The organism is Salinihabitans flavidus (assembly GCF_900110425.1).
Classification (GTDB): Bacteria; Pseudomonadota; Alphaproteobacteria; order Rhodobacterales; family Rhodobacteraceae; genus Salinihabitans; species Salinihabitans flavidus.
Genome location: NZ_FODS01000001.1, coordinates 56,192 through 80,133, shown reverse-complemented (window position 1 = coordinate 80,133; position 23,942 = coordinate 56,192). Strand labels below are relative to the sequence as shown.

The following is a 23,942-nucleotide window of genomic DNA, read 5'->3' as shown; positions in this document are numbered from 1 at the left end:
GGAGTGGATCAGGCCAGATGATTGACTCGCCCGAGCCGCCAGCCAGGTCCGACATGGGTCACTTCGGTCAGCGAAAGATTGTCGATGCGGTGGCCGAACGCCTCGACCGCGCTGATCCCGGTGGCGCGCTGAATCTGGGTCAGGATCACGCCGAAATGGGCCACAACTACAACATCGTGTCCGCGGTATTCGGCAATAAGCCGGTCGATCACGGCATCGACCCGGGCGGTGACGTCGTGCCAGCTTTCGCCGTCGGGGGCCCGCACGTCACCTGGTGTTTCCCAATAGGCACGGATCAGCGCGGGGTCTTCGGCCTCCACCTCTTGAAAGCGTCTGAGTTCCCAGGCGCCAAAATTGATTTCACGCAGGCCCGGATCATGTGGCAGGCGCTGCCGGCTACGGGCGATCGCATCCGCCGTATCCGTGGCCCGCGACAAGTCGGAGGATACGACGACGGCATCCAATGGCAGGCAATCATGCAATCGGTTCAGGGCCGCCTCGTCCGAAAGATCGGCGGGCAGATCGGACCAGCCGACCATTGCCTTGGCATGGGTTGGACCATGGCGGATGAGATGCAGGCGTGTCATCGTTGTTCGCCTTTCAAAAGCTGCGGCAGACCGGCGGTTACAAAATAAACCCTTTGCGCGGCTGCGGCGAGTGCCTGATTCAACTGCCCCTGCGCGTCGCGGAAGTATCGCGCCAGCGCGTTGTCGGGAACGATTCCTTGCCCGACTTCATTGGACACGACAGTAACATCACCCGGGCATTCGGTCAGGGCGGCGATGAGGCCCTCCACCTCGGCGGGAATGTCGTGTTCAGCCAGCAGGTGATTGTTTAGCCACATGGTCGCGCAGTCGAAAAGCACCGCTTGTTCCGGCATGACCCGCGACAGGGCCGGTCCGGCGTCCAGCGGCGCCTCGACCGTCTGCCAGTTGTCACCGCGCTGGTTGCGGTGGGCCGCGATCTTGGCGCGCATCTCGTCATCCAGGGCCTGTGCTGTGGCAATGTAGATCCGTGCAGTGCCGGATTGCAACACGAGTGCTTCCGCAAATGCCGATTTGCCGGAGGCTGCGCCGCCAAGCACGAGGGTGAGCCTGTTTGCCATACCAATCCGTCCAAAGTGATCCGGTGCGCCGAAAGATGCGTAGTAAGGTCATGATGCGCAAGCAGGGAAGGAAAAATTCATGCCCTATGATGCCATGGAGCGGTCGACGATGACCCGAAGGGCGATGCGCGCCGAGATGCTCGATGCGGAAACCGAACTCGATCTGGCGCGCGCATGGCGCGACCACCGCGACGAGACGGCGCTGCATCGTCTGGTGACAGCCTATATGCGGCTGGCCATATCGATGGCGGCGAAGTTCAGGCGCTACGGCGTTCCGATGAATGATTTGATTCAGGAAGCCGGGCTTGGCCTGATGAAGGCCGCTGAAAAATTCGACCCTGAACGCGGCGTTCGATTCTCGACCTATGCGGTCTGGTGGATTCGCGCCAGCATTCAGGATCACGTCATGCGCAACTGGTCGCTGGTTCGGACCGGCTCAACCTCTTCGCAAAAGTCGCTGTTTTTCAATCTCAAGCGCGTGCAGGCGCGACTCGAACGCGAAGCGATGGCAGACGGTGGCTCGCTCGATTCCCACCAACTGCGGGAGCTGATCGCGCAGGAGGTTGGCGTATCGGTGGCGGATGTGGAGATGATGCAGGGCCGGCTTTCGGGCAATGATTTTTCGCTCAATGCCACGCAGAGCACCGAGGACGAAGGGCGCGAATGGATTGACGTTCTGGAGGACGACAACACTATCGGCTCAGAAGCGGTGGAACATGGACACGATCAGGAGAAGCTGCGCATCTGGCTGGTGGAAGCGATGGACAAGCTAACGGAGCGGGAACGATTGATTTTGCGCGAGCGTCGCCTTCGCGATGATCCCCGCACGCTGGAGAGCATCGGGACGGAACTTGGCGTGAGCAAGGAGCGTGTGCGCCAGCTTGAGGTCAGTGCATTTCAGAAAATGCGCCGCTCACTTGAGGGACATGGTGAGGAGGTGCAGCACTTCTTGTCCTGAAGGCAATGCCTCTGGCGCAATGCCACGACGAAGTGCGGACGCCGCAAGATACCAAAAACGCAGGGACACGCGTTTCGTCGGTCGATGGCGCAGATTTTCGCGCCGGGGCAAGTAGTCAAGGCGAACGGCATTTTGCGGATCGCCATCCGTCTTGGCCAGCCCGTGGTGGACCGTGATGATCCCTGCGCCACCATTCGGAAAGAGGGTGGTCACTTGTCGCCCTTGGCCCTAGTCTGCGGCTGCGAAACCAACCGCCGGGGGCCGATATGCTGATCGACAAGCGCATCCTGCTGATTATCGGGGGCGGGATTGCTGCCTACAAGTCGCTGGACCTCATTCGTCGACTGCGCGAACGCGGAGCATGGGTGACGCCCGTCGTGACCCGTGGTGGCGCGGAATTTGTGACCCCGCTTTCGATCTCAGCACTGGCTGGAGAGAAAGTGTATCGCGATTTGTTTGATCTGACAGACGAGGCGGAGATGGGGCATATTCAGCTTTCGCGCTCTGCTGATCTGGTCGTGGTTGCGCCGGCCACGGCCGATCTTCTGGCGAAGATGGCGGGGGGGCATGCGGACGATCTGGCCTCTACTCTGCTCATGGCGACGGACACACCGGTCCTTCTGGCGCCGGCGATGAACGTACGCATGTGGGAGCATCCCGCGACGCGGCGGAATATGGCCATGCTTCGCGCCGACGGGGTGGGCGTCGTCGGGCCGAACGACGGTGACATGGCCTGCGGCGAATATGGGCTGGGCCGCATGGCAGAACCGATGGAGATCGTCTCAGCCATCGAATGGGCCTTGTCTGAAGGGCCGTTGACCGGGCGCAGGGTGCTTGTGACCTCTGGCCCGACGCACGAACCGATTGATCCCGTACGCTATATCGCCAACCGATCTTCGGGCGCGCAGGGTAGCGCGATTGCGCGGGCGCTGGTGCGAATGGGGGCGGATGTGGTTTTTGTCACCGGCCCGGCAGACGCGCCCCGGCCCGACGGCGCGCATGTGGTCGAGGTCGAAACCGCGTCGGAGATGCTTCAGGCCGTGCAGGGCGTGCTTCCGGTCGATGTCGCAATCTTTGCTGCGGCCGTGGCCGACTGGCGGGCGGCGACACGCTCTGACAGCAAGATCAAAAAGCTGGCGGGTAGTATACCGTCGATGGAGTTTGCCGAGAATACCGATATTCTTGCGAGCGTCAGCCAGATGAAGAAGGACAGGCCCCGTCTGGTGATCGGGTTTGCCGCCGAAACCGATGATGTGATCGCCAATGCCACCGCCAAGCGTGAACGCAAGGGCTGTGACTGGATCGTGGCCAACGACGTAAGCCCCGAAACCGGGATCATGGGTGGATCGGAGAATGCCGTGGTCCTCATTTCGCAGGAAAGTGCCGAAAGCTGGCCGCGCATGGGCAAGGATGAAGTGGCCCAGAGACTGGCCGAGCGCATTGCCGATGTGCTTGGCTGAGGCCTGTGATGGTGGGGGTGCATGGCACAGGATATCGAGATCAGGGTGGCGTGGTGCGCGGGAGCTGATCGCTCTGTGCCGCTGCCGTTCTATGAAACCGCAGGGGCGGCGGGGGCCGATCTGCGTGCCAATTTTCCGGTGGGTGAACGTGACGGTGTGATTGTGAAGGCGGGAGGCAGGACTCTGGTGCCGACGGGGATTCAGATAGAGATACCAGAAGGTTACGAGATACAAGTTCGCCCCCGTTCGGGGCTCGCGCTCAGGCATGGGATCACTCTGCCCAACAGTCCCGGCACGATCGACAACGATTATCGCGGTCCGCTTGGCGTTATCGTGTTGAATGCCGGAGAAGAGCCATTTCACATCGCCCACGGGGCGCGGATCGCCCAGTTGGTGGTGGCGCCGGTGTTGCGGGCGCGGTTTGTCGTGGCCGGTGGGTTGAGCCACACCGCGCGGAGCGGAGGGGGCTTCGGCTCCACGGGAACCGGCTGATGCTTCTGGTTCTGGGAGGCGCGGCGGCGCTTTGGGGAATTGGCGCGGTCGTGGGGGTGCAGCGACGGATTCGCTGGGGCATGATCGCGGTGCTCTACCTCGCGGTGCTATCGGTGAATCTGCTCCTGCCTCCGGATCATCCGATGCGTGCGGCAACGGGTGGCGGACCCGAAGGCTGGCTGATCCTTGGTGGGTTTGTGGCGATCGGTTTCGTCTATCGCGCGGGTCTTGTCTGGCTGCGTGGGAAGGCCCCGAAAGAGAAGGCACATATGGCTGAGAAGACAGCGACTTTTTCCGAAACCGAGCTTGACCGCTTTGCCCGGCATATCGTTCTGCGCGAGATCGGCGGGCCCGGCCAGAAGCGTCTCAAACAGGCGCGGGTTCTGGTGATCGGAGCGGGGGGGCTTGGGTCTCCGGCGTTGCTCTATCTGGCGGCGGCGGGGGTGGGCACGATCGGGGTGGTCGACGATGACGTGGTGGAAAACTCCAACCTTCAGCGTCAGGTGATCCACCGCGATGCCGACATCGGCCTGCCAAAGGTGCAATCCGCGGCGCAGGCGATGCAAGCGCAGAATCCCTTTGTCACGGTGCGCCCCTATCACCGGCGGTTGACTGCGGAGGAGGCTGAAACTCTCATTTCCGACTACGATCTCGTGCTGGACGGGACCGACAATTTCGCCACACGCTACCTTGCCAATCAGGCCAGCGCCGCGCAGGACAAGCCACTGATTTCAGGAGCCTTATCCCAGTGGGAGGGGCAGTTGAGCATATTCGACCCGGCCCGAGGCGCGCCCTGCTATGAATGTATTTTCCCCGAGGAGCCCGCACCGGGGCTTGCGCCCACCTGCGCGGAGGCCGGGGTGCTGGGGCCGCTGCCGGGGGTGATCGGGGCGATGATGGCGGTGGAGGCGATCAAGCTCATCACCGGGGCCGGAGAGCCGCTTCGGGGGCAGATGTTGATCTATGACGCGCTCTATGGAGAGAGCCGGAAAATCACCCTGAAACCGCGTCCCGACTGCCCGGTGTGCGGGGGCGAAAAGGGGCAAAAAGCCACGTCGGTATAACGTCGGTATTTTGTCGGTATCACGTCGGTGCCGATTTTCGGCGGACCGCGTTACCGCGCGGTGTCCCTGCGCCTAAACGCCGACCTTGGGACCGGGGCAGATCAGATCCTCGCCCGTTCCTTCGACTTCATAGGCCGTGCTGCCATCATCGGAATTGGCGAAATCGGCGCGCAAACCGTTTTCGCCCAGCTCGAAGATCCAGCACTGCGGGTCCGGGTTGTGCTCATAGACAAAGCAGATCGTCTCGCCTTCGGGATACCAGTACCCCTCAACACACTCGTCATCGAGATAGGCCCAGCGGACGCGGCGACCGGGCAGATATTTCTCGATCCCGTAGCGGATGCCGTTGACGAGATAGTAGAGCGTCTTGCCCTGAGTATAGGCGTCGAATTCCTGCGCGCTCATCTGCGCGGTGGCGGGCAGGGGGGCGGCAAGCGCCGCGAGAAGGAGGGCAGAACGTATCATGCCCGCATCGTGCCAGAGCGCGCCCTGCCGATCCAGTGTTTTACGAGGCTCGGCCTGCAGTCTGCCGCGACCGGGACAGAACCGCCAGACGGGGCGCCATCATCCGGTGAAAGAGTGGCGGGACGAGCGCCACCGCCCCCATCACCGGAAGCGAGCGCGGCAGGATCGGCATGCTCGCCGTGTCGAGCGTCAGCGACGGATAGCGGCGCGCGGGGTGCAGGTGGTGGTCGGAATGACGCGGCGCGTTGAGCATCAGCGCGCTGGACCACATGTGCGGGCTGTTCCAGCTGTCACCGGGGCCGACGGGGGCAGGGCGGCCCGCCGTTTGCGGGCGCGACAGGCCGTAGTGCTGCACATAATCGGAGACAAGAAGCTGCATCTGCGCGTAAACCGCCACACCGACCAGCGCCGCCGCACCGCCCGGACCGGCCAGCCAGACTGACCCGGCGAGCAATGCCAGTGCGCCGCCCACATAGCCGATATAGGGGTGCGTCCAGAGCGGCCGCCCGGCCCGCGCCCGGCGCGCGGTCTCGGCGCGCAGCCCCTCGCGGAAAGAGCCGATCCACGCCCGCGGCCAGAAGCGATAGAAGCTTTCCCCCTTGCGGGCGGAATTGGGATCGCGCGGCGTTGCGACATGGACGTGATGCACAAGCGGGTGCGCCGAGGCATGATGGCCGAACAGTAGGGTGATATACACCAGCGTGCCGAGCCGCCGGGGCCAGCGCGCGGCGCGGTGGATCAACTCATGCGCGTTGGCATTGGAGACCTGCCCAAAAAACAGCCCGAAGGCGAAGAACGCCAGCACGCGCGCGGCGGGCGACAGCCCCGAGGGCCCGCCGATCGCCCAGACCGCGAGCGGCACAAGCGCCAGATGCGCCAGCCCCAGCGTGACCGAAAGCGCATCGCCCGCGGGAAACTCCCCGCCCGCGCCGCGCCGGGCCGCCGCGCCCCGCACCAGCCGGTCCATCGCATAGGTGAAGCCGGTCAGATAGAGCAGCGCCGCCAGCGGCCAGATCCCGCCCGCCAGAGCGGCGGCGGTGAGCAGCGCCACGGGGGTCAGTGTGGCAATCGTGAACCAGATCATGCGCGGGCCTCGTTTCGCATTGGCAACCTCTGTGCAATATAGGCGCGGAAAGCGGAAAAGTTGAGCCGTGATTAGGCCGAACCGCAACGCATACAGGCGGGCGGATGTCGCTTTTGACCTCGCCGCGATGGGGGCGAAAGGACTATGGTCGCGCCATATCGCAGGAAAGGATCGCGCAGATGGCATTGGATGAGCGCAAGGGTGTCTGGAAATCGGGCAAGGGCAAGGGGCGGCATACGCCCAAGGGCCGGCAGCTTGACGATACCGCGCTGGAGGAGGTGCGGGCGCTTCTGGGGGACCGGCCGCGCGAGCGGGATCTTCTGATCGAATACCTGCACCTGATTCAGGATGCCCATGGCCATATCTCCGCCGCGCACCTTCGGGCGCTTTCGGAGGAAATGCGGATCGGGCAGGCGGAAATCTACGAGGTGGCGAGCTTTTACGCGCATTTTGATGTGATCAAGGAAGGCGAGACGCCGCCGCCCGCGCTCACCATCCGGGTGTGCGATTCGCTGTCGTGCGAGTTGGCGGGGGCGCAGGCGCTCAAACAGGCGCTGGAGGACGGGCTTGACCCCGGCGAGGTGCGGGTGCTGCGCGCGCCCTGCATGGGGCGCTGCGATACCGCGCCGGTGCTTGAACTGGGGCACAACCACATCGACCATGCCACGCCCGAGAAGGTGCAGGCGGCGATCGCTGCGGGCGATACCCATGTGCATCTGCCCGATTACGAGACGCTCGACGCCTATCGCGCTTCGGGCGGCTATCGGGCGCTGGAGGATCTGCGCACCGGTGGCGACTGGGAGGCGGTTCAGGAGACGATGCTGGAGGCCGGTCTGCGCGGACTTGGCGGGGCGGGATTCCCGGCGGGCAAGAAGTGGGGATTTGTGCGCATGAACGAGGGGCCGCGCTATATCGCCGTCAATGGCGACGAGGGCGAGCCGGGCACCTTCAAGGACCGCTATTACCTTGAGCGCACGCCGCATCTTTTCCTTGAAGGAATGCTGATCGCCGCATGGGCGGTGGAGGCGGACAAGGCCTTTGTCTACATGCGCGACGAATATCCCGCCGTGCTGGAGATCCTGCGCCGGGAGATTGCCGCGCTGGAGGCGGCGGGCATCGTGGCGCCGGGCTATATCGACCTGCGCCGGGGCGCGGGAGCCTATATCTGCGGCGAGGAATCGGCGATGATCGAATCGATCGAGGGCAAGCGGGGCGAGCCGCGCCACCGCCCGCCCTTTGTCGCCAAGGTGGGGGTCTTCGGGCGCCCGACGCTGGTGCACAACGTCGAGACGCTTTACTGGGTGGCGCGGATCTGCCGCGAGGGCGGCGAGATTCTCAGCGGCGTGGAAAAGAACGGGCGCCGGGGGCTGCGGTCCTATTCGGTGTCGGGGCGCGTGGCCGCGCCGGGGATGTATCTGCTGCCGGCGGGGTCCACCATCCGCGACGTGATCGAGGCGGCGGGCGGGATGCCGGAGGGGCATGTCCTGAAGGCGTATCAGCCGGGGGGGCCATCTTCGGGCCTGTTGCCCGCGTCGCTTGACGATGTGCCGCTCGATTTCGACATGTTGCAGCCGCATGGCAGTTTCATCGGCTCGGCAGCGGTGGTGGTGCTGTCGGACCGGGACAGTGCGAAGGCGGCCGCGCTCAACATGCTGCGGTTCTTCGAGGACGAAAGCTGCGGTCAGTGCACGCCCTGCCGGGTGGGCTGCGAGAAGGCGGTTAAGCTGATGCAGGCGGACCGCTGGGACCGTGGGCTTCTTGAGGAGCTGTGCACGGCGATGTCGGATGCGTCGATCTGCGGGCTGGGACAGGCGGCGCCGAACCCGATCCTTCTCACGATGGCGCATTTTCCTGACGAGGTGTGATCCGGCGGGGCGCGCGGCCCCCGGACCCCCCGGAGTATTTGAACAAAGATGAAGGCGGGGGTATTGAGTTTCCGAGACAGTATCGGAGGCGGATATGACCGTCGTTCAGGAAATCATGCTGCGCCAATCGATCCTCTATGGCGGGATCGCGGTAGGACTGGTCGCGGCGCTGATTTATGGCGCGTTCTTCTGTCATCGCGGGGCGTCGCGGGCAAAGACCGCCGTCAAGGCGGTGCCGCTGGTGGCCTTTGCCGTGGGGGCGGCGGCGAATTTCGCCGCGCCGGTGGTGATCGGCGGGCTGGTGCTGTCGGCGGTGGGCGATGTTGCGCTGTCGCGTGCGGGTCGGCGGGCGTTTCTTGTCGCGCTGGTGGCCTTTGCTGCGGCGCATCTGGCCTATATCGTGCGGTTTGCCGGGATTGGCGGCATCGAGGGGCTTGGCGCCGCGCCGCTGGTGGCGGGTGTTGTCCTGCTGATCGCGGCCTCCACCGAGATGTGGCTGGCGCCTTATACCGGGGCGCTGAAGTGGCCGGTGCGGATCTATGTCGTGCTGATCGCCGCGATGGCGCTGTTGGCGCTGGGGATTGAGGGGCGCGGTCTGGCGATCTGGGGGGCGCTGGCATTTTTCGCCTCGGATCTGATCCTTGCGGTGAGGATGTTCCGGATGTCGCAGGCGTCGCGCTGGCGGCGGCCCGCCTCCGTCGCGCTTTGGGCACTTTATGTGCTGGGACAGGCGGGGATACTGGTGGGTGCGGGGTTCGCGCGCCCGCTCTTTCAACTTTGAGCCGGCCGCATTAGGTGTGGGTCGACATCATCCGGAGGCCGTAGATGGCGTTTTTCCAGAAGCTCAAGGACAGGCTGCTCAAATCCTCGTCGCGCCTTGAAGAAGGGCTCGATGCGATTGTCGAGGAGGGGGGCGAGGAGATCCGGGAGGAGGCGCCGGAGACCGAACCTTCGGAGACGACCGCGCCTGACCCCGCACCGGAGCCGGTGGAGGATGCCGCGCCTGACCCCGAGCCGGTTCAAAAGCCCGCCATGCCCAAGCCCGCGCTCGATCCCGCGCCGGAGCCCAGGGCCGACAAGCCGGGGCTGTTGCAACGGCTGGCGGGGCGGGCGGGCAAGCCGGTGGTGCGGCGGGCGCTGGACGATGACATGCTCGAGCAGCTTGAAGAGTTGCTGATCGCCTCTGACATGGGGGTCGATACCGCGCTTCGGGTGACGGCGAATATCGCGGAGGGGCGCTTCGGCAAGCAGCTGTCCACGCAGGAGATCAAGCGCCTTCTGGCCGATGAGATCGCCCGCGTCATGGAGCCGGTGGCGCGGCCGCTTCCGATCTATCCCAAGACGCCGCAGGTGGTGCTTGTGGTGGGGGTGAACGGGTCGGGCAAGACCACGACCATCGGCAAGCTGGCCAGCCAGTTCCGCGCCGCTGGCAAAAGCGTGGTGATCGCCGCCGGTGATACCTTCCGCGCGGCGGCGGTGGAGCAGTTGCAGATCTGGGGTGATCGCGCGGGTGTGCCGGTGCTGACCGCGCCGGAGGGGTCGGACCCGGCGAGCCTTGCCTTCGACGCGATGACCAAGGCGCAGGCGGAGGGGGCGGACCTGCTGCTGATCGACACGGCGGGGCGGCTTCAGAACCGCGCCGATCTGATGGAGGAGCTGGCCAAGATCGTGCGGGTGATTCGCAAGAAAGACCCCGAGGCGCCGCACAACACGCTTCTGGTGCTGGACGCGACGACGGGGCAGAACGCGCTCAGCCAGGTGGAGACGTTCCAGAAGCTGGCCAATGTCTCTGGCCTTGTCATGACGAAGCTGGACGGGACCGCGAAGGGCGGCGTTCTGGTCGCGCTGGCGGATCGCTTCGGGCTGCCGATCCATGCCATCGGAGTGGGCGAGAAGATCGACGATCTGGCGCCCTTCGATCCGGAGGAATTCGCTGCCGCGTTGACGGGATTGGAGACGTGAGAGGGGCTACTCCCTTCGTTTTTCCTGTTTCTCTGCCGACCGCTCCAGCCAGCGCAGCACGCGCAGCACGATGAGCGCGAGGAGCGTGACCAGCATCGCCAGAGACAGTCGCCCGGAGCCGCAGGCCACACCGATCGCGCCGGCCAGCCACATGCCCGCCCCGGTGGTCAGCCCATGCACCGAACCGCGGGACTGGATGATCGCCCCGGCGGCCAGAAAGGCGACCCCGGCGGTCACGGCCTCTATCACGCGCAGGGGATCGGCGCGGACATGGCTCTGCTCATCGGGGGAGACATCGCTGATCATACCGAAGGCGATCAGGGTAAAAAGCGACGCGGCCAGAGATATCAGGATGTGGGTGCGCAAGCCCGCGGGCTTGTTTCGGGATTCGCGTTCCCACCCGATCAGGCCGCCCAGAACGATGGCCATCAGCAACCGCAGCACGACAACTTCGGTGGCGAATCCGTCGAACGGAGTTTCAAATTCGCTCAGCAATCTGTCGAACATCGACGCCGATCCCTGCAAGTCCTCTTTCATTCCTAGCGCCGTGCGGGAAGTCTGTCGAGCCGGGAAGGGCTTTGCGTGAGTGAGACCCTGATCGCACTGGAGGGCACGGAGGCGGGCAGCACGCTGGCAATGGCGCTGGCGCTTCTGGCGGCATTTCTGCACGCGGTGTTCGGTGCGCTTCAGAAGGGGCGGCACGATCCGTGGCTGACGCGCGGGGCGATTGATTTCTGGCTGGTGGTGCTGTCGCTGCCGATCGCGCTTTTCCTTGTGCCATGGCCCGAGGGGCGGGTGTGGTGGCTGCTTGTCGGGGGGCTGGGCATTCATTTTGTCTACAAGCTGGGCATGGCGCTGGCCTATGCGCGCGGGGCCTTCACGGTGGTTTACCCGGTGGTGCGCGGGATGGGGCCGCTGTTCACGGTGATCGGGGCCTGGCTTATCTTCGGCGAGAGTTTCAGTCTTGTGCAGTGGGCCGGTGTCGGGGTGTTGCTGGCCGGGATCTTCGGGCTGGCGGTCTACAACCTGATCCATGTGGACGTGGGGCGCGAGACGCTCGTGCCCGCATTATGGCTCGCGGTCGGGACCGGGGCGCTTGTCGCGCTTTATACGACGTATGACGCCTATGGAATTCGGGCGACACCGAACCCATTTACGTTTCTGGCGTGGTTTTTTCTGATCACGGCGGTGGATTTCCCCGGCCTTGCCTATTTGCGGTGGCGGTCGATGGTGATTCGCCCGCCGGTTCGGCCGCTTCTGCGGCGCGGATTCATCGGGGCGCTGGTGGCCTATGGCAGCTTCGGGTCGGTGATGCTGGCGACGCGGCTGGACAAGGTGGGCGAGGCGGCGGTGCTGCGTGAGACATCGACCGTCTTTGCCGCGCTGATCGGGTGGCTGGTGCTGCGCGAGACGGTGGGACCACGCAGGATCGCGCTGATGGCATTGATCGCGGCGGGCGCTGTGATAGTTGAGATAGGCGGATAAGGAGAGCGCGCATGAATGAGCGAAAAGAGATCAACCCGATGCTCAAGACCGGGCTGGAGATGGGGCCGATCGTGGTCTTTTTCGTCGCCTATCTCTGGCTGAAGGATCATGTCTTTACCATCAGCGGCCGGGAGTATGACGGGTTCATCCTTGTCACCGCCGGGTTCATCCCGTTGATCGTGGCATCGAGCGCGGCGCTCTGGCGGCTGACCGGGAAGCTGTCGCGGATGCAGGTGGCGACGGTCGTGCTTGTCGTGGTGTTCGGCGGCATGTCGGTGTGGTTCAACGACGACAGTTTCTTCAAGATGAAGCCGACGATGATCTATCTTCTGTTCGCGGGCATTCTGGGAATCGGGCTGTTGCGCGGGCAGTCCTATCTCAAGGTCGTGATGGAGGAGATGGTGCCCCTGGAACAGGACGGCTGGATGATCCTGACGCGGCGGGTGACGCTGTTCTTTCTGGCGCTGGCGATTCTGAACGAGTTGATCTGGCGCACGCAGACCACGGAAATCTGGGTCTATTTCAAGACCTTCGGCCTGACGGCGGCGCTGTTCGGGTTCTTCATGACGCAAGGCAGCCTGTTCCAGAAATACGGCCTTGGCGAGGATGGCGGGGAGAGTTGATAGCCTGCGCGATGGCTCCCGGTTTGGCGCGGCGGTAAACGATTGGTAAACGCGGCGTGCGCCGGAGCGGTGATTTTTCCGCGGGGCGGGGTCGGGCGCGGCGAATCGGGGTGGTGCGCAGGCAGCGCCTCGCCAGAGCCTGCCCGATCATGGTGAAAATCCGGTTATCGCCCCGACGCATCTGTTGACGGGTCGGGGGCACGCGACTAAAGCCGGAAGGTGTGGCGATTTGTAACCGGATTGCGGGCCACGTAAAATATCCCGCTAAAGAGGTCAGGACGAGAAGGAACCCCCTTTCGCTTGACCGCGTTGGGGGTTTTTTCTGTGCGCGGACACGCGCAAGGAGGTCGGAATGAGCGATTGGAACACGCGAACGAAGCTGGTGCATGGCGGCACGCGCCGCAGCCAGTACAATGAGGTGAGCGAAGCGATCTTCCTCACACAGGGGTTCGTCTATGAGACCGCCGCGCAGGCGGAGGCGCGGTTTGTGGAGGCCGGGCCGGATGAGTTCATCTATGCCCGTTACGGCAACCCCACGGTCGCCATGTTCGAGGATCGAATCGCGGCGCTCGAAGGGGCCGAGGATGCCTTTGCCACGGCGTCGGGCATGGCGGCCGTCAACGGGGCGCTGTGTTCGCTTCTCAAGGCCGGGGATCACGTGGTGGCGGCGCGGGCGCTGTTCGGATCGTGCCTTTATATCCTTGAGAATGTCCTGCGCGGGTTCGGGGTGGAGGTGTCCTTTGTCGATGGCACCGACCTTGAGCAATGGCGCGCGGCGGTGCGCGAGGATACCAGCGTGGTGTTCTTCGAATCCATGTCCAACCCGACGCTGGAGCTGATCGACATTGAGGGCGTTGCCGAGATCGCCCATGAGGTCGGGGCCACCGTGGTGGTGGACAACGTGTTCTCCACCCCGGTCTTTTCGCGGGCCGTGGCGCAGGGCGCCGATGTGATCATCTATTCCGCGACCAAGCATATCGACGGGCAGGGGCGCACGCTGGGCGGTGTGGTGCTTGGCCGGCGGGAGTATATCCGCACCGTTCTGGAGCCCTACATGAAGCATACCGGCGGCTCGCTCAGCCCGTTCAACGCCTGGGTGATGCTCAAGGGGATGGAGACGATCGACCTTCGGGTGCGGGCGCAGACCGAGAGCGCGCAGGCAATCGCCGAGGCGCTTGAAGGGCATGACGCGCTGGCGCGGGTGCGCTATCCGGGGCTCAAGAGCCATCCGCAGAGCGCGCTTGTCGCGCGGCAGTTGGGCGGCAAGGGCGGCACGGTCATGTCGCTGGAGGTCAAGGGTGGCAAGGAGGCGGCCTTCCGTTTCCTCGACGCATTGCAGGTGGTGGTGATTTCCAACAACCTTGGCGATGCAAAATCCATCGCGACCCATCCGGCGACAACCACGCATCAGCGGCTGTCGGACGGGCAGAAGGAGCTGCTTGGCATCACGCCGGGGCTGGTGCGGTTGTCTGTCGGGCTGGAGGATGCGGGCGATCTGCTGAACGACATCCAGAGAGCGTTGGAGGCGGCGCGGGACTGAAACGGGGCGAAACAGGTCAAGCCCTTGTTAACGCAGAAAAACCCCTGTCGGTAAAACGTCGGTATTTTGTCGGTATCGCGTCGGTGTCGCTGGCCCGGAGCCGCATGGTTAAGATGGCGCGCTTCACGCTTTGGCAACCAGTGTTGAGAAAGGGTTGCGGCGGGCGGGTGCGGTGCTTGCCGGATGAGATGTCGACCGGACCCGAACACCGGCGCGATCATGCGGACACATCGGCGCGGAACGCATATCGAACCCGCCAGACCCCGACGTCCGAGGGCAGTTGCCTTGGCCAGCCATCCGGCACTATTGTGTCGGAAAACGGAGGAGCCCTTGTCGTTCTTCAACAAGCTCAGGCGGAACGAGTATCCGGTGGCCATTTTTACCGCTGGCTACGTTCTGGTCTTCACGGCGTGGTTTCTGATCCGCGGAAATCACGAATTCGTTGTCTACGTCATCACCATGCTTGTTCTGATCACGCTCATCGGCAGGAGCCTTCGTTCCGCGGAATATCCGGTTGCGATGCTTTGGGCGCTTTCCGCATGGGGCCTGTTGCACATGGCGGGTGGCGGTGTGCCGGTGGGCGGCTCGGTCCTGTATTCGCTTCAGATCCTTCCGATCACCCCGGCGGATGGCGAGATGCGGTTGCTCAAGTATGATCAGATCGTTCACGCCTATGGGTTCGGTGTCACGGCGTGGCTGCTCTGGCATCTGCTGCGGCGGCATTTTCCGATGCTCATGGACACGAAGACGAGCCTGTTCTATCCAGCTTTGGCTGCCATGGGACTGGGCACGGTCAACGAGATCATCGAGTTCATGGCTGTTCTTTCCGTTTCCGAGACGAATGTTGGAGGCTACCTCAATACCGCACTCGATCTCGTATTCAATGCTCTTGGTGCCGTGATCGCGATGGCGATTATTGCGGCGACCGACAAGCCGGCGCGCGAAGCGCCATCGTAAAAGCCGCTCCTGTCGGGAGCGCGGGGTTTCGGCGCGACACATTCGGGAAGGGGGCCGGCCAGTTGGGCCGCTGCGCTTTGCCTTGAAGGATCTATTAGTGATCCGCGATGTCGCTCATGACGTATTCTTCATCAAAATTGGCAATTCGCGCGGTGAAGGCATACATTAGTCAGGCCGCGAAGGACGCGAAAGGCAGGAACGCGATGAACATACATTATCGGGACACACCGAGCCGGGACGAGGCGAAGGATGCGCTCGCGCGTCTGCGCGCATGGGCCGAGACGGCGAGCCCGACGGAGATCGCGGAGCTGGACCCGGCCGTTGCCCGGCTCTTGCCGGAGCGCGAGGTGGGCAATTACCCCGAATTGTCGCGGGACTATCCCGAGGAGTTCGAAGCCGACGATGCCTATCGTGCCACGCTGCCGGATTTGCAGAACGGGCCGACCAGCCTGATCCGGGGCGCGCGGCAGACGATTCAGCATGTGGGGATTTCCAATTTCCGCCTGCCGATCAGCTATCACACCCGCGACAATGGCGACCTGACGCTGGAAACCTCTGTCACCGGGACGGTGAGCCTTGAGGCCGGCAAGAAGGGCATCAACATGTCGCGGATCATGCGGTCCTTCTATCGTCACGCGGAAAAGACCTTCAGCTTCGAGGTGATGGAGGCGGCGCTGGCCGATTACATCACCGATCTGGACAGTATCGACGCGCGGCTTCAGATGCGGTTCTCCTATCCGATGAAGATCGAGTCCCTTCGTTCCGGGCTGGAAGGGTACCAGTATTACGACATCGCGCTGGAGAAGATCCAGATCGGGGGCCGGCGTCAGAAGATCATGCATCTCGACTATGTCTATTCCTCGACCTGCCCCTGTTCGCTGGAGCTGGCGGAACATGCGCGCCAGACGCGCGGGCAACTGGCCACGCCGCATTCGCAACGCTCTGTCGCGCGAATCTCGGTGGTGGTGCATCCCGGCAGGATCCTGTGGTTCGAGGATCTGATCGACATGGCGCGCGCGGCGGTGCCAACCGAAACGCAGGTGATGGTCAAACGCGAGGACGAGCAGGCCTTTGCGGAACTGAACGCGGCCAACCCGATCTTCGTGGAAGATGCCGCGCGGCTGTTCTGCGAGCAGCTTCTGGCCGATTCGCGGGTCGGCGATTTCCGGGTGGTGGCGAGCCATCAGGAAAGCCTGCACAGCCATGACGCTGTGTCGATCCTGACAGAGGGCGACACGTTCGACGCCGGCAGCATCGACCCCAAGATGTTCACCACCCTGTTTCACACCGGCTGAGGCGGGGTGGTGATGCGCGCGGGCCACGGCGCGGGGGAGGTCCGCCCGGCACCTGTGCGCATCGGCCCCGCGCGCGTGGTATGATGATCGTGGGGAGGAAACCGAGAACGTCCATGACGGAGGTTTCCAATGCAACGTCAAGATCCGAGCATCACATTCACGCAGCATTCGATCCTGAAGGCGCTCGACCTGTTCGTGGTCCGGCAGGGGATGGGGTTCAATCCCTATTTGCGCAGCCGTGAGCGGCTTCATGAGGCGGTCGCGCTGGATTCGATGAGCGATGCGGACCTCGCGGCGATGGGGCTTCGGCGCGAGGATATTCCCGCCTTTGTCTTTTCGGACCTGCTGACCTGATGCGGCGCAGCATGTGCGCTTGACAGCCCGGTGAACTCAGGCCAACGCTGCGCGTCATGTTCGATCTGCGACCCGTGGGATACGTGATTGGCCTTCTGGTGGCCGTGCTTGGGCTGACCATGGTTTTGCCGCTTGTTGCCGATCTCGTGGAGGGGCGCGGTCACTGGCCGGTTTTCGTCGAATGCGCGATCCTCACCACGCTGGGCGGCGGGTTCATGGCGCTGTCGTGCCAGAACAGAAAGAGCCGGGGCCTGACGATCCGGCAGACCTTCGTTCTCACCACTGCGGTGTGGATCGCGCTACCGTTGTTCGGGGCGCTGCCGTTCTGGCTCGGAGCGCCGGAGTTGCGGTTCGTGGATGCCTATTTCGAGGCGATGTCGGGCATGACCACCACCGGATCGACGGTGATGACGGGGCTGGAGTCGCAGCCCGCAGGTGTTCTGCTCTGGCGCGGAATCCTGCAATGGCTGGGCGGCATCGGGATCATCGTCGTGGCAATGGTTTTCCTGCCAGAGCTTCGGGTTGGCGGGATGCAGGTTTTCCGGGCCGAGGCGTTCGACACGCAGGGCAAGATCCTGCCGCGCGCCACCGCCATCGCGGCGCAGATCTCGGTCGCGTATGCCGGGCTGACGGCGGCGTGTTTCTTGACCTATTACATTCTGGGCATGGGGTTGTTCGATTCACTGGTGCATTCGCTGACGACACTTTCAACGGGTGGGTTCGCCAATTCCGATGCCTCTTTCGGCGCTTTTGCCGGGCCAATTGAATATGCAGCATCGGTGTTCATGATGCTCGCTGCGCTGCCCTTCGTGCGCTATGTGCAGATCATCAACGGCAGCGCGAAACCGCTTCTCAAGGATACCCAGGTGTGGGTGTTTCTGGCGACCATCGGGGTATTCGTCGTGGTCACCACGCTTGTTCTGACCACGATCTTTCCGCACCACTGGGAGCAGTCGTTCCGTGAGGCGCTGTTCAATATCACGTCGATCATCACCGGAACGGGTTATGCCAGCGCGGACTACATGCTCTGGGGCAGCTTTCCGATCGCCATGTTCTTTTTCATCGGGCTGATCGGGGGGTGTGCGGGGTCGACCACCTGTTCGATCAAGGTTTTTCGCTACCAGATCCTGTTTTCCGCCATTCGCGTGCAGCTATCGAAAGTGCATTCACCCAGCGGTGTGTTCACCACCCGGTTTCAGGGGCGCCCGGTCGACGATGACGTGATCGGTTCTGTCATGTCGTTCTTCGTGTTCTTCGTGGTCTCGATCGGGCTTCTGGCGGTGGCGCTCGGGATGACGGGGCTTGATTTCATCACGTCGCTGAGCGGGGCGGCCACGGCGCTGGCCAATATCGGGCCGGGACTGGGCTCAATTATCGGACCCGCAGGAAATTTTGCCAGCCTCAATGATACGGCGAAATGGCTTCTGATTGCGGGGATGCTTGTCGGGCGTCTGGAGCTGATGGTGGTTTTCGTTCTGCTCACGGTGCAGTTCTGGCGCGATTAGGCGCGAAGGTGGTCGGGCAAAAGCGAAAAGCCGCCCTGCCGGGGGCGGCTTTTCAAGTAGCATGAGGCGCTGCGGGCGTCAGTCCCAGCAGCTCACCAGAACCGTTATGCCACCGGCCAGCGTGGTGAGATCCTCGGGCGCCATCGCGCCGTTGCGCTCGCCCGCCTCAACGCGAATTCCGGCCTCGGACAGAATCGCACGGATCGCGTCGGAGGCGGCGGCGAAACTCACCTCATCGGGCAGTTGCCTGTCGGCGGCCGACGGTTTGGGCAGCAGCATTCCCAGCACCGTGCCGCCAGTGTCGAAGACCGGGCCGCCCACATCGCCGGGCAGTGACGCCAGCGCGAGGCGGCGCAGGTTCGCCTCGCCGTTCAGGCCGCGAATGTCGGCCAGCTCCCCAAAAGTGACGGAGGGAGCGTTAAGCGCGCCCTCGAAGGAAAAGCCCGCCACGGCGATCTCGGATTTCAGACGCGGCTCTTCGATCCGGAAGGAGGCGACCGACATCGGCGCGAGCGGCTCTGTCGGGCGCAGCACCGCCACGCCAAGCTCCGGATCGCTGCGGACCACACGCGCCTCGTGGTCGGTGTCGAGGGTGATGCGGCTACAGCCTTCCGTGACCTCGGCGGTGGTCACGACGGTGCCGCTATCGTTGATGAAAAAGCCCGAACGCGAGAGTTTCGGGCGCCGCAGTTCGAGGCCCGCGACAAGGTCGATGCTTTGTTCGGCATTGCTTCCGGCCGCCGGGTCAAGCGTGCCATCAAGGCGGGTGAAGGAGCGCTGCATTTCCGACAGCAGGCGGGAGCGGCGTTCCTCGTCGCCAGCGGGCCAGTAGAGGGTGAACCCCTTGATCTCGCCATCTTCGAGCGACACTTCCGTATGGGAGACATGGGTATCGTTTTCCCCGATGAGCTGGAAACTGTCGGAGTCGCGCTCTCGCGGGCCGTCGAGGGGCACGATTTTCAGCGTCTGCATGATGTCATAAAGGCCGAAGAGCGTGTTCTGGTCACCGGCCTGTGAAATCAGCAGCGCGCGGGCGTCGATGTCGCCCGAGGGGTTGTAGCGGACGAAGGGAAATTCCGCCCCCTCCTTTTCCAGCACGCCAAGCGGCAGGTCCACCGAGATTCCGGCCTCGCGGTCGGTGACGGTTTGCAGACCCAGCCCGTCGAGCACGGCGTTGTATTGCTGGCGCAGTTCGCGGCGCTGGCGGGTGGTGAGAACGCCCGTCGCCTCATAGCCGTTGTCGCGCTGCCACTCGGCCATCGAGGCGCGGGTGCCGCGACCGAAGGCGCCGTCGATCGCGGCGGTGTAGTGGCCCGCCCATTTCAGCCAGCGTTGCAGGTCCATGCGCTCTTCGGCGCTCAGCAGACGCTCGTTTGCGCGGGCTTCGCGCGGGGTCTCATCCGGCGGCTCCGGCGGGGTCATGGGCAAGCCGGGCTCTTCCGTCTCTGCGGGATCGGACTGCGTGATGTCGCGGGCCGGGCGTGTGCTGTCGAGACTGTCGGCGCCCACCGGCCAGATCTGTTGCCGAAAGGCAGAGGGAAAGGCGATGAAGGCATCGCGGGGAATGCGTCCTTCCGCACGCAGCACGCGCAGCACCTGTTCGGCATCGCTCTGCCGGTAGGGGCCAAGCGCGATGGCATACCAGCCGGTGCCGAGCGAAAAGCCGTTCACATCCTCCAGCGAGCGGGCGTAGATCTGGATACGATTTTGCGTCTCGTTCAGACTTGGATGTGCCTCGATCTGGACAAAGGCCGTGTCGTCCTGTTGTGCGATGGCGGCGCGAAGGCCGAAGAAGAGAAAGAGAATGAGCGCCGAAACTACTCGCATCATGGGGCCGGTGCCTTTCGGTAATGTCTGCCGCGTATATCCTGACCATCTTTACCAAATCTGGCGGGTCATGCACCCCCAATTCGCCATTTCGCGCGATTGACCCCGCGCGCGCATGGGCATAGGTAAACAGCGCATTCAGAAGGGGCAGGATCATGGCAGACAGCACCGCCAAACCGCGCAGTTTTCAGGAGATTATCCTGCGGCTTCAGGGGTATTGGGCTGCGAAGGGCTGCGCGATCCTGCAACCTTACGACATGGAGGTGGGGGCCGGCACCTTCCACCCGGGCACCACGCTGCGCAGCCTTGGCACGCAGCCATGGGCGGCGGCCTATGTGCAGCCCTCGCGCCGTCCCACCGACGGGCGTTATGGCGAGAACCCGAACCGGCTTCAGCACTACTACCAGTATCAGGTTCTGATCAAACCCAGCCCTCCGGATTTGCAGGATCTCTATCTTGGCTCGCTGCGCGCCATCGGCATCGACATGGAGTTGCACGACATCCGCTTTGTGGAGGATGACTGGGAAAGCCCGACGCTCGGTGCGTGGGGCCTAGGCTGGGAGGTGTGGTGCGATGGCATGGAAGTGAGCCAGTTCACCTATTTCCAGCAGGTCGGCGGGCATGACTGCGCGCCGGTGTCGGGGGAGCTGACCTATGGGCTGGAGCGTCTGGCGATGTATGTGCTGGGCGTCGATCACGTCATGGACATGCCGTTCAACGACCCGGACGCGCCGATTGCCCTGAAATACGGCGACGTGTTCCGCCAGACCGAAGAGGAATACAGCCGCTGGAATTTCGATGTGGCCAATACCGAGGTGCTCTTGCGCCACTTCGAGGAGGCGGAGGCGGAATGCGAGGCAATCCTCGCGCAGCCGGCCGTCGACCCCAAGACCGGCAAGCGCATCATCATGGCGCATCCGGCCTATGATCAGTGCATCAAGGCCAGCCATATCTTCAACCTGCTGGACGCGCGCGGCGTGATATCCGTCACCGAGCGGCAGGCCTATATCGGGCGGGTGCGGACGTTGGCGAAGAAATGCGCCGATGCCTTCGTGCAGACAGACGCCGGGGGATATGCGGCGTGACCGGCAAGATCATCGGGAGCATTATCGTGATAACCGCGCTGATCGCCGGGGGGGCGATCTACTACCTTCAGCTTTATGCCTTTTATGACGAGGTGTCCGCCACCGGGACGGGGGACGTGCAGGCGACGCTTCTGGTCACGCAGGAGCCCGAGCCGATCCTCTATGACAATTTCCGGGGCATCGACGCGAACAGCTCTCCGATCCGCTATCGGGCCTGTTTCACCACGACGATGAGCCTGCCTATGATGAGCGAGACCTATGTGCCCTATGAAGACGCGGAGCCGCTTGTCGCGCCGGGCTGGTTCGACTGTTTCGACGCGGAGGAAATCGGCGCGGCGCTGGAGGCCGGGGAGGCGCTCGCCTTTCTGGGCCGCAAGAACATACACTACGGAATCGACCGCGTGGTGGCGGTGATGCCGGACGGGCGCGGATTTGTCTGGCATCAGATCAACGACTGCGGCGAGATCGTCTTTGACGGCCGCCCCGCGCCCGACTACTGCCCGCCCAAACCGGAAGGCCAATGACATGCCCGATCTTCTGATCGAACTCTTCTCCGAGGAAATTCCCGCCCGCATGCAGGCGCGCGCGGCCGATGATCTCAGAAAGCGCATGACCGACGGTATGGTGGAGGCCGGCCTGACCTATGCCCATGCCCGCGCCTATGCCACGCCGCGGCGTCTGACGCTGGCGGTGGAGGGGCTTCTGGACAAGAGCCCGACCGTCCTCGAGGAGCGCAAGGGCCCCAAAGTCGGCGCGCCGGAAAAGGCAGTCGAGGGGTTCCTGCGCGGGGCCGGTGTGCCGCGCGAGGCGCTGGAGGAACGCGAGACACCCAAGGGTGCGGTGTATTTCGCCATGATCGAAAAACCCGGCCGCCCCGCCGATGAGATCGTCGCCGAGGTGCTGGAGGCCGTGGTGCGCGGCTTTCCATGGCCCAAGTCGATGCGCTGGGGCGCGGGGTCGCTGCGCTGGGTGCGCCCGCTGCATTCGATCCTGTGCATCCTGTCCGATGAGGAGGGCGCGCGCACTGTCCCGCTCGAGATCGACGGGATCGCGGCGGGTGACACCACGGAGGGGCACCGTTTCGTGGGATCGGGGCGTTTTGCCGTGTCGGGGTTCGAGGATTACGCGGTCCGGCTCAAGCGCGACAAGGTGATGCTCGACGCGGTGGAGCGGGCCGACCACATCCACAACGACGCGCAGACCCTTGCCTTCGCCCGCGGGCTCGAGGTGGTGGAGGATACCGCCCTTCTGTCCGAGGTGGCGGGGCTGGTGGAATGGCCTGTCGTTCTGATGGGCGATATCGAGGCGCAGTTCCTAGACCTGCCGCCGGAGGTGTTGCAGACCTCGATGAAGGAGCATCAGAAGTTCTTTTCGGTGCGCAATCCGAAAACCGGGCGGATCGAGAAATTCATCACCGTCGCCAACCGCGAAACGGCGGACCACGGCGCGACGATCCTCGCGGGCAACCAGAAGGTGCTTGCCGCGCGGCTGTCGGATGCCAAGTTCTTCTGGGAGAATGACCTGCGCGTGGTGCGCGGGGTGGGCCTTGAGGGCATGGCAGCGGGGCTGTCGGATGTGACGTTCCACAACAAGCTGGGCAGTCAGGCCGACCGCGTGGCGCGGATCGAGGCACTGGCGCGCGAGATCGCGCCGCTGGTGGGGGCCAAGCCCGATCTGGCGGCGGAGGCCGCGCGGGTGTGCAAGGCCGATCTGCAATCGGAGATGGTCGGCGAATTTCCCGAGTTGCAGGGGGTGATGGGCCGCTATTACGCCGAGGCTGCGGGCCATGACGACGGCGTGCCCGAGGCGTGCGAGATGCACTATAAGCCGCTGGGGCCGGGCGACGCGGTGCCATCCGATCCGGTGTCGGTGTCGGTGGCGCTGGCCGACAAGATCGACACGCTGACGGGCTTCTGGTGGATAGATGAACGGCCGACCGGGTCTAGAGATCCGTTTGCCTTGCGCCGCGCCGCTCTCGGAGTTGTTCGTCTTATTATTGCAAACCAGATCAGATTGCCGTTGTTCGCGGTTTTTTTCGATCACGAGTCTTATCACATGGCAACGGCACTTATTCAGCAGGGGGCTGAAACTGAGACGATTAAAACTGATCTTGTGAAACGCGGTATTGATCCAGACAACGTCAAAGATTGGAAACCGAAATTTTCCAAGGGTATCGAATCTAGTCAATACGGATATGGACAGGAAGAGGCGGGTATGGGGGCGCTCCTCGCCTTCCTCCATGACCGCCTCAAGGTCCACCTGCGCGACGAGGGTATTCGCCATGACGTGATCGACGCCTGCCTTGCCATGCCGGGCAATGACGATCTGACGCTGCTAGACAAACGCGCCCGCGCGCTGAGCGATTTTCTCGGGACCGACGATGGCGAGAACCTTGTTCTGGGGTTCCGGCGGGCCAACAATATTCTGGTGCAGGCCGAGGAAAAGGATGGCGTGGAATACTCCTTCGGTGCGGATGTGAAATTCGCCGAGGATGATACCGAAAAGGCGCTGTTCGCCGCGCTGGACGCGCAGGAGGGGCCGATTTCCAAGGCGATGGAGGCCGAGGATTTCGCCGCCGCGATGGCCGGGATGGCGGCGCTGCGCGCGCCGATGGATGCGTTTTTCGAGGCGGTGCAGGTCAACGCCGAGAACGAGGTGGTCCGGCGCAACCGGCTCAACCTGCTGGCGCGTATTCGCGACATCTGCCTTGGCGTCGCCGACCTGCGCCAGCTTGAGGGGTGAGCACCGTTCCGCAAACGCCCCTGTGGGCGTTTGAGGCGCGCACGGGCGGCGCCCCGGACTGCTCCGGACAGGGG

24 protein-coding genes and 1 riboswitch are annotated in these 23,942 nt (G+C 63.8%); of the genes, 17 read left to right on the top strand and 7 right to left on the bottom strand.

The window, feature by feature from the left end; genetic code table 11:
* Positions 1-8: 8 nt before the first annotated feature.
* Complete coding sequence (locus tag BMW66_RS00415; RefSeq protein WP_093114655.1) at positions 9-587, bottom strand: histidine phosphatase family protein; 579 nt, start codon at positions 585-587, stop codon at positions 9-11.
* Positions 584-1,105 carry a bifunctional adenosylcobinamide kinase/adenosylcobinamide-phosphate guanylyltransferase gene (gene cobU / locus BMW66_RS00410; protein WP_093114654.1) on the bottom strand — a complete coding sequence of 174 codons (522 nt, stop codon included), beginning with the start codon at positions 1,103-1,105 and terminating at the stop codon, positions 584-586. Before cobU ends, BMW66_RS00415 begins: the two co-directional genes overlap by 4 nt.
* Before the next feature lie 79 nt (positions 1,106-1,184).
* Here cobU and BMW66_RS00405 point away from each other — a divergent pair, with 79 nt between their 5' ends.
* Positions 1,185-2,063 carry an RNA polymerase factor sigma-32 gene (locus tag BMW66_RS00405; RefSeq protein WP_093114653.1) on the top strand — a complete coding sequence of 293 codons (879 nt, stop codon included), beginning with the start codon at positions 1,185-1,187 and terminating at the stop codon, positions 2,061-2,063.
* On the opposite strand, the gene BMW66_RS19955 is transcribed toward BMW66_RS00405, so the two are convergent.
* A complete protein-coding gene (locus BMW66_RS19955; protein WP_139196097.1) occupies positions 2,019-2,276 on the bottom strand; it encodes a hypothetical protein in 258 nt (85 codons plus the stop codon). The two genes, BMW66_RS00405 and BMW66_RS19955, sit on opposite strands and share 45 nt — an antisense overlap.
* A gap of 53 nt (positions 2,277-2,329) precedes the next feature.
* Between BMW66_RS19955 and coaBC the strand changes: the two genes are divergently transcribed.
* The 3 genes from coaBC to BMW66_RS00385 are packed head-to-tail and all read left to right on the top strand — an operon-like array spanning position 2,330 to position 5,079.
* The gene (coaBC, locus tag BMW66_RS00395; protein WP_093114651.1) at positions 2,330-3,523 is read left to right on the top strand and encodes a bifunctional phosphopantothenoylcysteine decarboxylase/phosphopantothenate--cysteine ligase CoaBC; all 1,194 of its coding nucleotides are present in this window, start codon (positions 2,330-2,332) and stop codon (positions 3,521-3,523) included.
* Between the two features lie 21 nt (positions 3,524-3,544).
* Positions 3,545-4,015 carry a dUTP diphosphatase gene (dut, locus tag BMW66_RS00390; protein WP_093114650.1) on the top strand — a complete coding sequence of 157 codons (471 nt, stop codon included), beginning with the start codon at positions 3,545-3,547 and terminating at the stop codon, positions 4,013-4,015.
* Entirely contained in the window at positions 4,015-5,079 is a 1,065-nt protein-coding gene (locus BMW66_RS00385; protein WP_093114649.1) for a HesA/MoeB/ThiF family protein, read from the top strand. The genes dut and BMW66_RS00385 overlap by 1 nt, the downstream gene beginning before the upstream one ends.
* A gap of 72 nt (positions 5,080-5,151) precedes the next feature.
* Here the strand turns inward: BMW66_RS00385 and BMW66_RS00380 are convergent, their stop codons facing one another.
* Positions 5,152-5,544: a hypothetical protein gene (locus BMW66_RS00380; RefSeq protein WP_093114648.1), complete on the bottom strand. Its 393-nt coding sequence runs from the start codon at positions 5,542-5,544 to the stop codon at positions 5,152-5,154.
* Between the two features lie 40 nt (positions 5,545-5,584).
* Positions 5,585-6,628: an alkane 1-monooxygenase gene (locus tag BMW66_RS00375; RefSeq protein ID WP_093114647.1), complete on the bottom strand. Its 1,044-nt coding sequence runs from the start codon at positions 6,626-6,628 to the stop codon at positions 5,585-5,587.
* A gap of 179 nt (positions 6,629-6,807) precedes the next feature.
* Here BMW66_RS00375 and BMW66_RS00370 point away from each other — a divergent pair, with 179 nt between their 5' ends.
* The 3 genes from BMW66_RS00370 to ftsY all read left to right on the top strand — a co-directional run bounded on the left by BMW66_RS00370 (position 6,808) and on the right by ftsY (position 10,455).
* Complete coding sequence (locus BMW66_RS00370; protein ID WP_093114646.1) at positions 6,808-8,493, top strand: NAD(P)H-dependent oxidoreductase subunit E; 1,686 nt, start codon at positions 6,808-6,810, stop codon at positions 8,491-8,493.
* Between the two features lie 94 nt (positions 8,494-8,587).
* Positions 8,588-9,274 carry a lysoplasmalogenase family protein gene (locus tag BMW66_RS00365; protein ID WP_093114645.1) on the top strand — a complete coding sequence of 229 codons (687 nt, stop codon included), beginning with the start codon at positions 8,588-8,590 and terminating at the stop codon, positions 9,272-9,274.
* Positions 9,275-9,318: 44 nt separating this feature from the next.
* The gene (ftsY, locus tag BMW66_RS00360) at positions 9,319-10,455 is read left to right on the top strand and encodes a signal recognition particle-docking protein FtsY (protein ID WP_093114644.1); all 1,137 of its coding nucleotides are present in this window, start codon (positions 9,319-9,321) and stop codon (positions 10,453-10,455) included.
* 6 nt (positions 10,456-10,461) lie between these two features.
* Here the strand turns inward: ftsY and BMW66_RS00355 are convergent, their stop codons facing one another.
* A complete protein-coding gene (locus BMW66_RS00355) occupies positions 10,462-10,992 on the bottom strand; it encodes an MgtC/SapB family protein (protein ID WP_245729266.1) in 531 nt (176 codons plus the stop codon).
* A gap of 45 nt (positions 10,993-11,037) precedes the next feature.
* Here BMW66_RS00355 and BMW66_RS00350 point away from each other — a divergent pair, with 45 nt between their 5' ends.
* From BMW66_RS00350 to BMW66_RS00320, 7 genes are all read left to right on the top strand, one after another.
* The gene (locus BMW66_RS00350) at positions 11,038-11,940 is read left to right on the top strand and encodes an EamA family transporter (RefSeq protein WP_093114643.1); all 903 of its coding nucleotides are present in this window, start codon (positions 11,038-11,040) and stop codon (positions 11,938-11,940) included.
* Between the two features lie 11 nt (positions 11,941-11,951).
* Positions 11,952-12,563 carry an inner membrane-spanning protein YciB gene (locus tag BMW66_RS00345; protein ID WP_093114642.1) on the top strand — a complete coding sequence of 204 codons (612 nt, stop codon included), beginning with the start codon at positions 11,952-11,954 and terminating at the stop codon, positions 12,561-12,563.
* 211 nt (positions 12,564-12,774) lie between these two features.
* Positions 12,775-12,852, top strand: a riboswitch (SAM riboswitch).
* 63 nt (positions 12,853-12,915) lie between these two features.
* Positions 12,916-14,103, top strand: coding sequence for an O-succinylhomoserine sulfhydrylase (gene metZ, locus BMW66_RS00340; protein WP_093114641.1), 1,188 nt, complete (start codon positions 12,916-12,918; stop codon positions 14,101-14,103).
* A gap of 330 nt (positions 14,104-14,433) precedes the next feature.
* Positions 14,434-15,060, top strand: coding sequence for a DUF2238 domain-containing protein (locus BMW66_RS00335; RefSeq protein ID WP_093114640.1), 627 nt, complete (start codon positions 14,434-14,436; stop codon positions 15,058-15,060).
* A 203-nt stretch (positions 15,061-15,263) separates the two neighbouring features.
* A complete protein-coding gene (gene folE2, locus BMW66_RS00330) occupies positions 15,264-16,355 on the top strand; it encodes a GTP cyclohydrolase FolE2 (RefSeq protein WP_093114639.1) in 1,092 nt (363 codons plus the stop codon).
* A 129-nt stretch (positions 16,356-16,484) separates the two neighbouring features.
* Positions 16,485-16,709 (top strand): hypothetical protein, encoded by a 225-nt coding sequence (locus BMW66_RS00325; RefSeq protein WP_093114638.1) that lies wholly within the window; start codon positions 16,485-16,487, stop codon positions 16,707-16,709.
* 56 nt (positions 16,710-16,765) lie between these two features.
* Positions 16,766-18,214, top strand: a complete 1,449-nt coding sequence (locus tag BMW66_RS00320) for a TrkH family potassium uptake protein (protein ID WP_093114637.1) — start codon at positions 16,766-16,768, stop codon at positions 18,212-18,214.
* A gap of 78 nt (positions 18,215-18,292) precedes the next feature.
* On the opposite strand, the gene BMW66_RS00315 is transcribed toward BMW66_RS00320, so the two are convergent.
* Positions 18,293-20,044 carry a serine protease gene (locus tag BMW66_RS00315; protein WP_093114636.1) on the bottom strand — a complete coding sequence of 584 codons (1,752 nt, stop codon included), beginning with the start codon at positions 20,042-20,044 and terminating at the stop codon, positions 18,293-18,295.
* Between the two features lie 152 nt (positions 20,045-20,196).
* On the opposite strand from BMW66_RS00315, the gene BMW66_RS00310 reads away from it, so the two are divergent.
* The 3 genes from BMW66_RS00310 to glyS are packed head-to-tail and all read left to right on the top strand — an operon-like array spanning position 20,197 to position 23,868.
* On the top strand, positions 20,197-21,126 hold the full coding sequence (locus BMW66_RS00310) for a glycine--tRNA ligase subunit alpha (protein ID WP_093114635.1): 930 nt from the start codon (positions 20,197-20,199) through the stop codon (positions 21,124-21,126).
* Positions 21,123-21,650, top strand: a complete 528-nt coding sequence (locus BMW66_RS00305; RefSeq protein ID WP_245729264.1) for a DUF6446 family protein — start codon at positions 21,123-21,125, stop codon at positions 21,648-21,650. The genes BMW66_RS00310 and BMW66_RS00305 overlap by 4 nt, the downstream gene beginning before the upstream one ends.
* A 1-nt stretch (position 21,651) precedes the next feature.
* Positions 21,652-23,868: a glycine--tRNA ligase subunit beta gene (gene glyS / locus BMW66_RS00300; protein WP_093114633.1), complete on the top strand. Its 2,217-nt coding sequence runs from the start codon at positions 21,652-21,654 to the stop codon at positions 23,866-23,868.
* Positions 23,869-23,942: the final 74 nt, after the last annotated feature.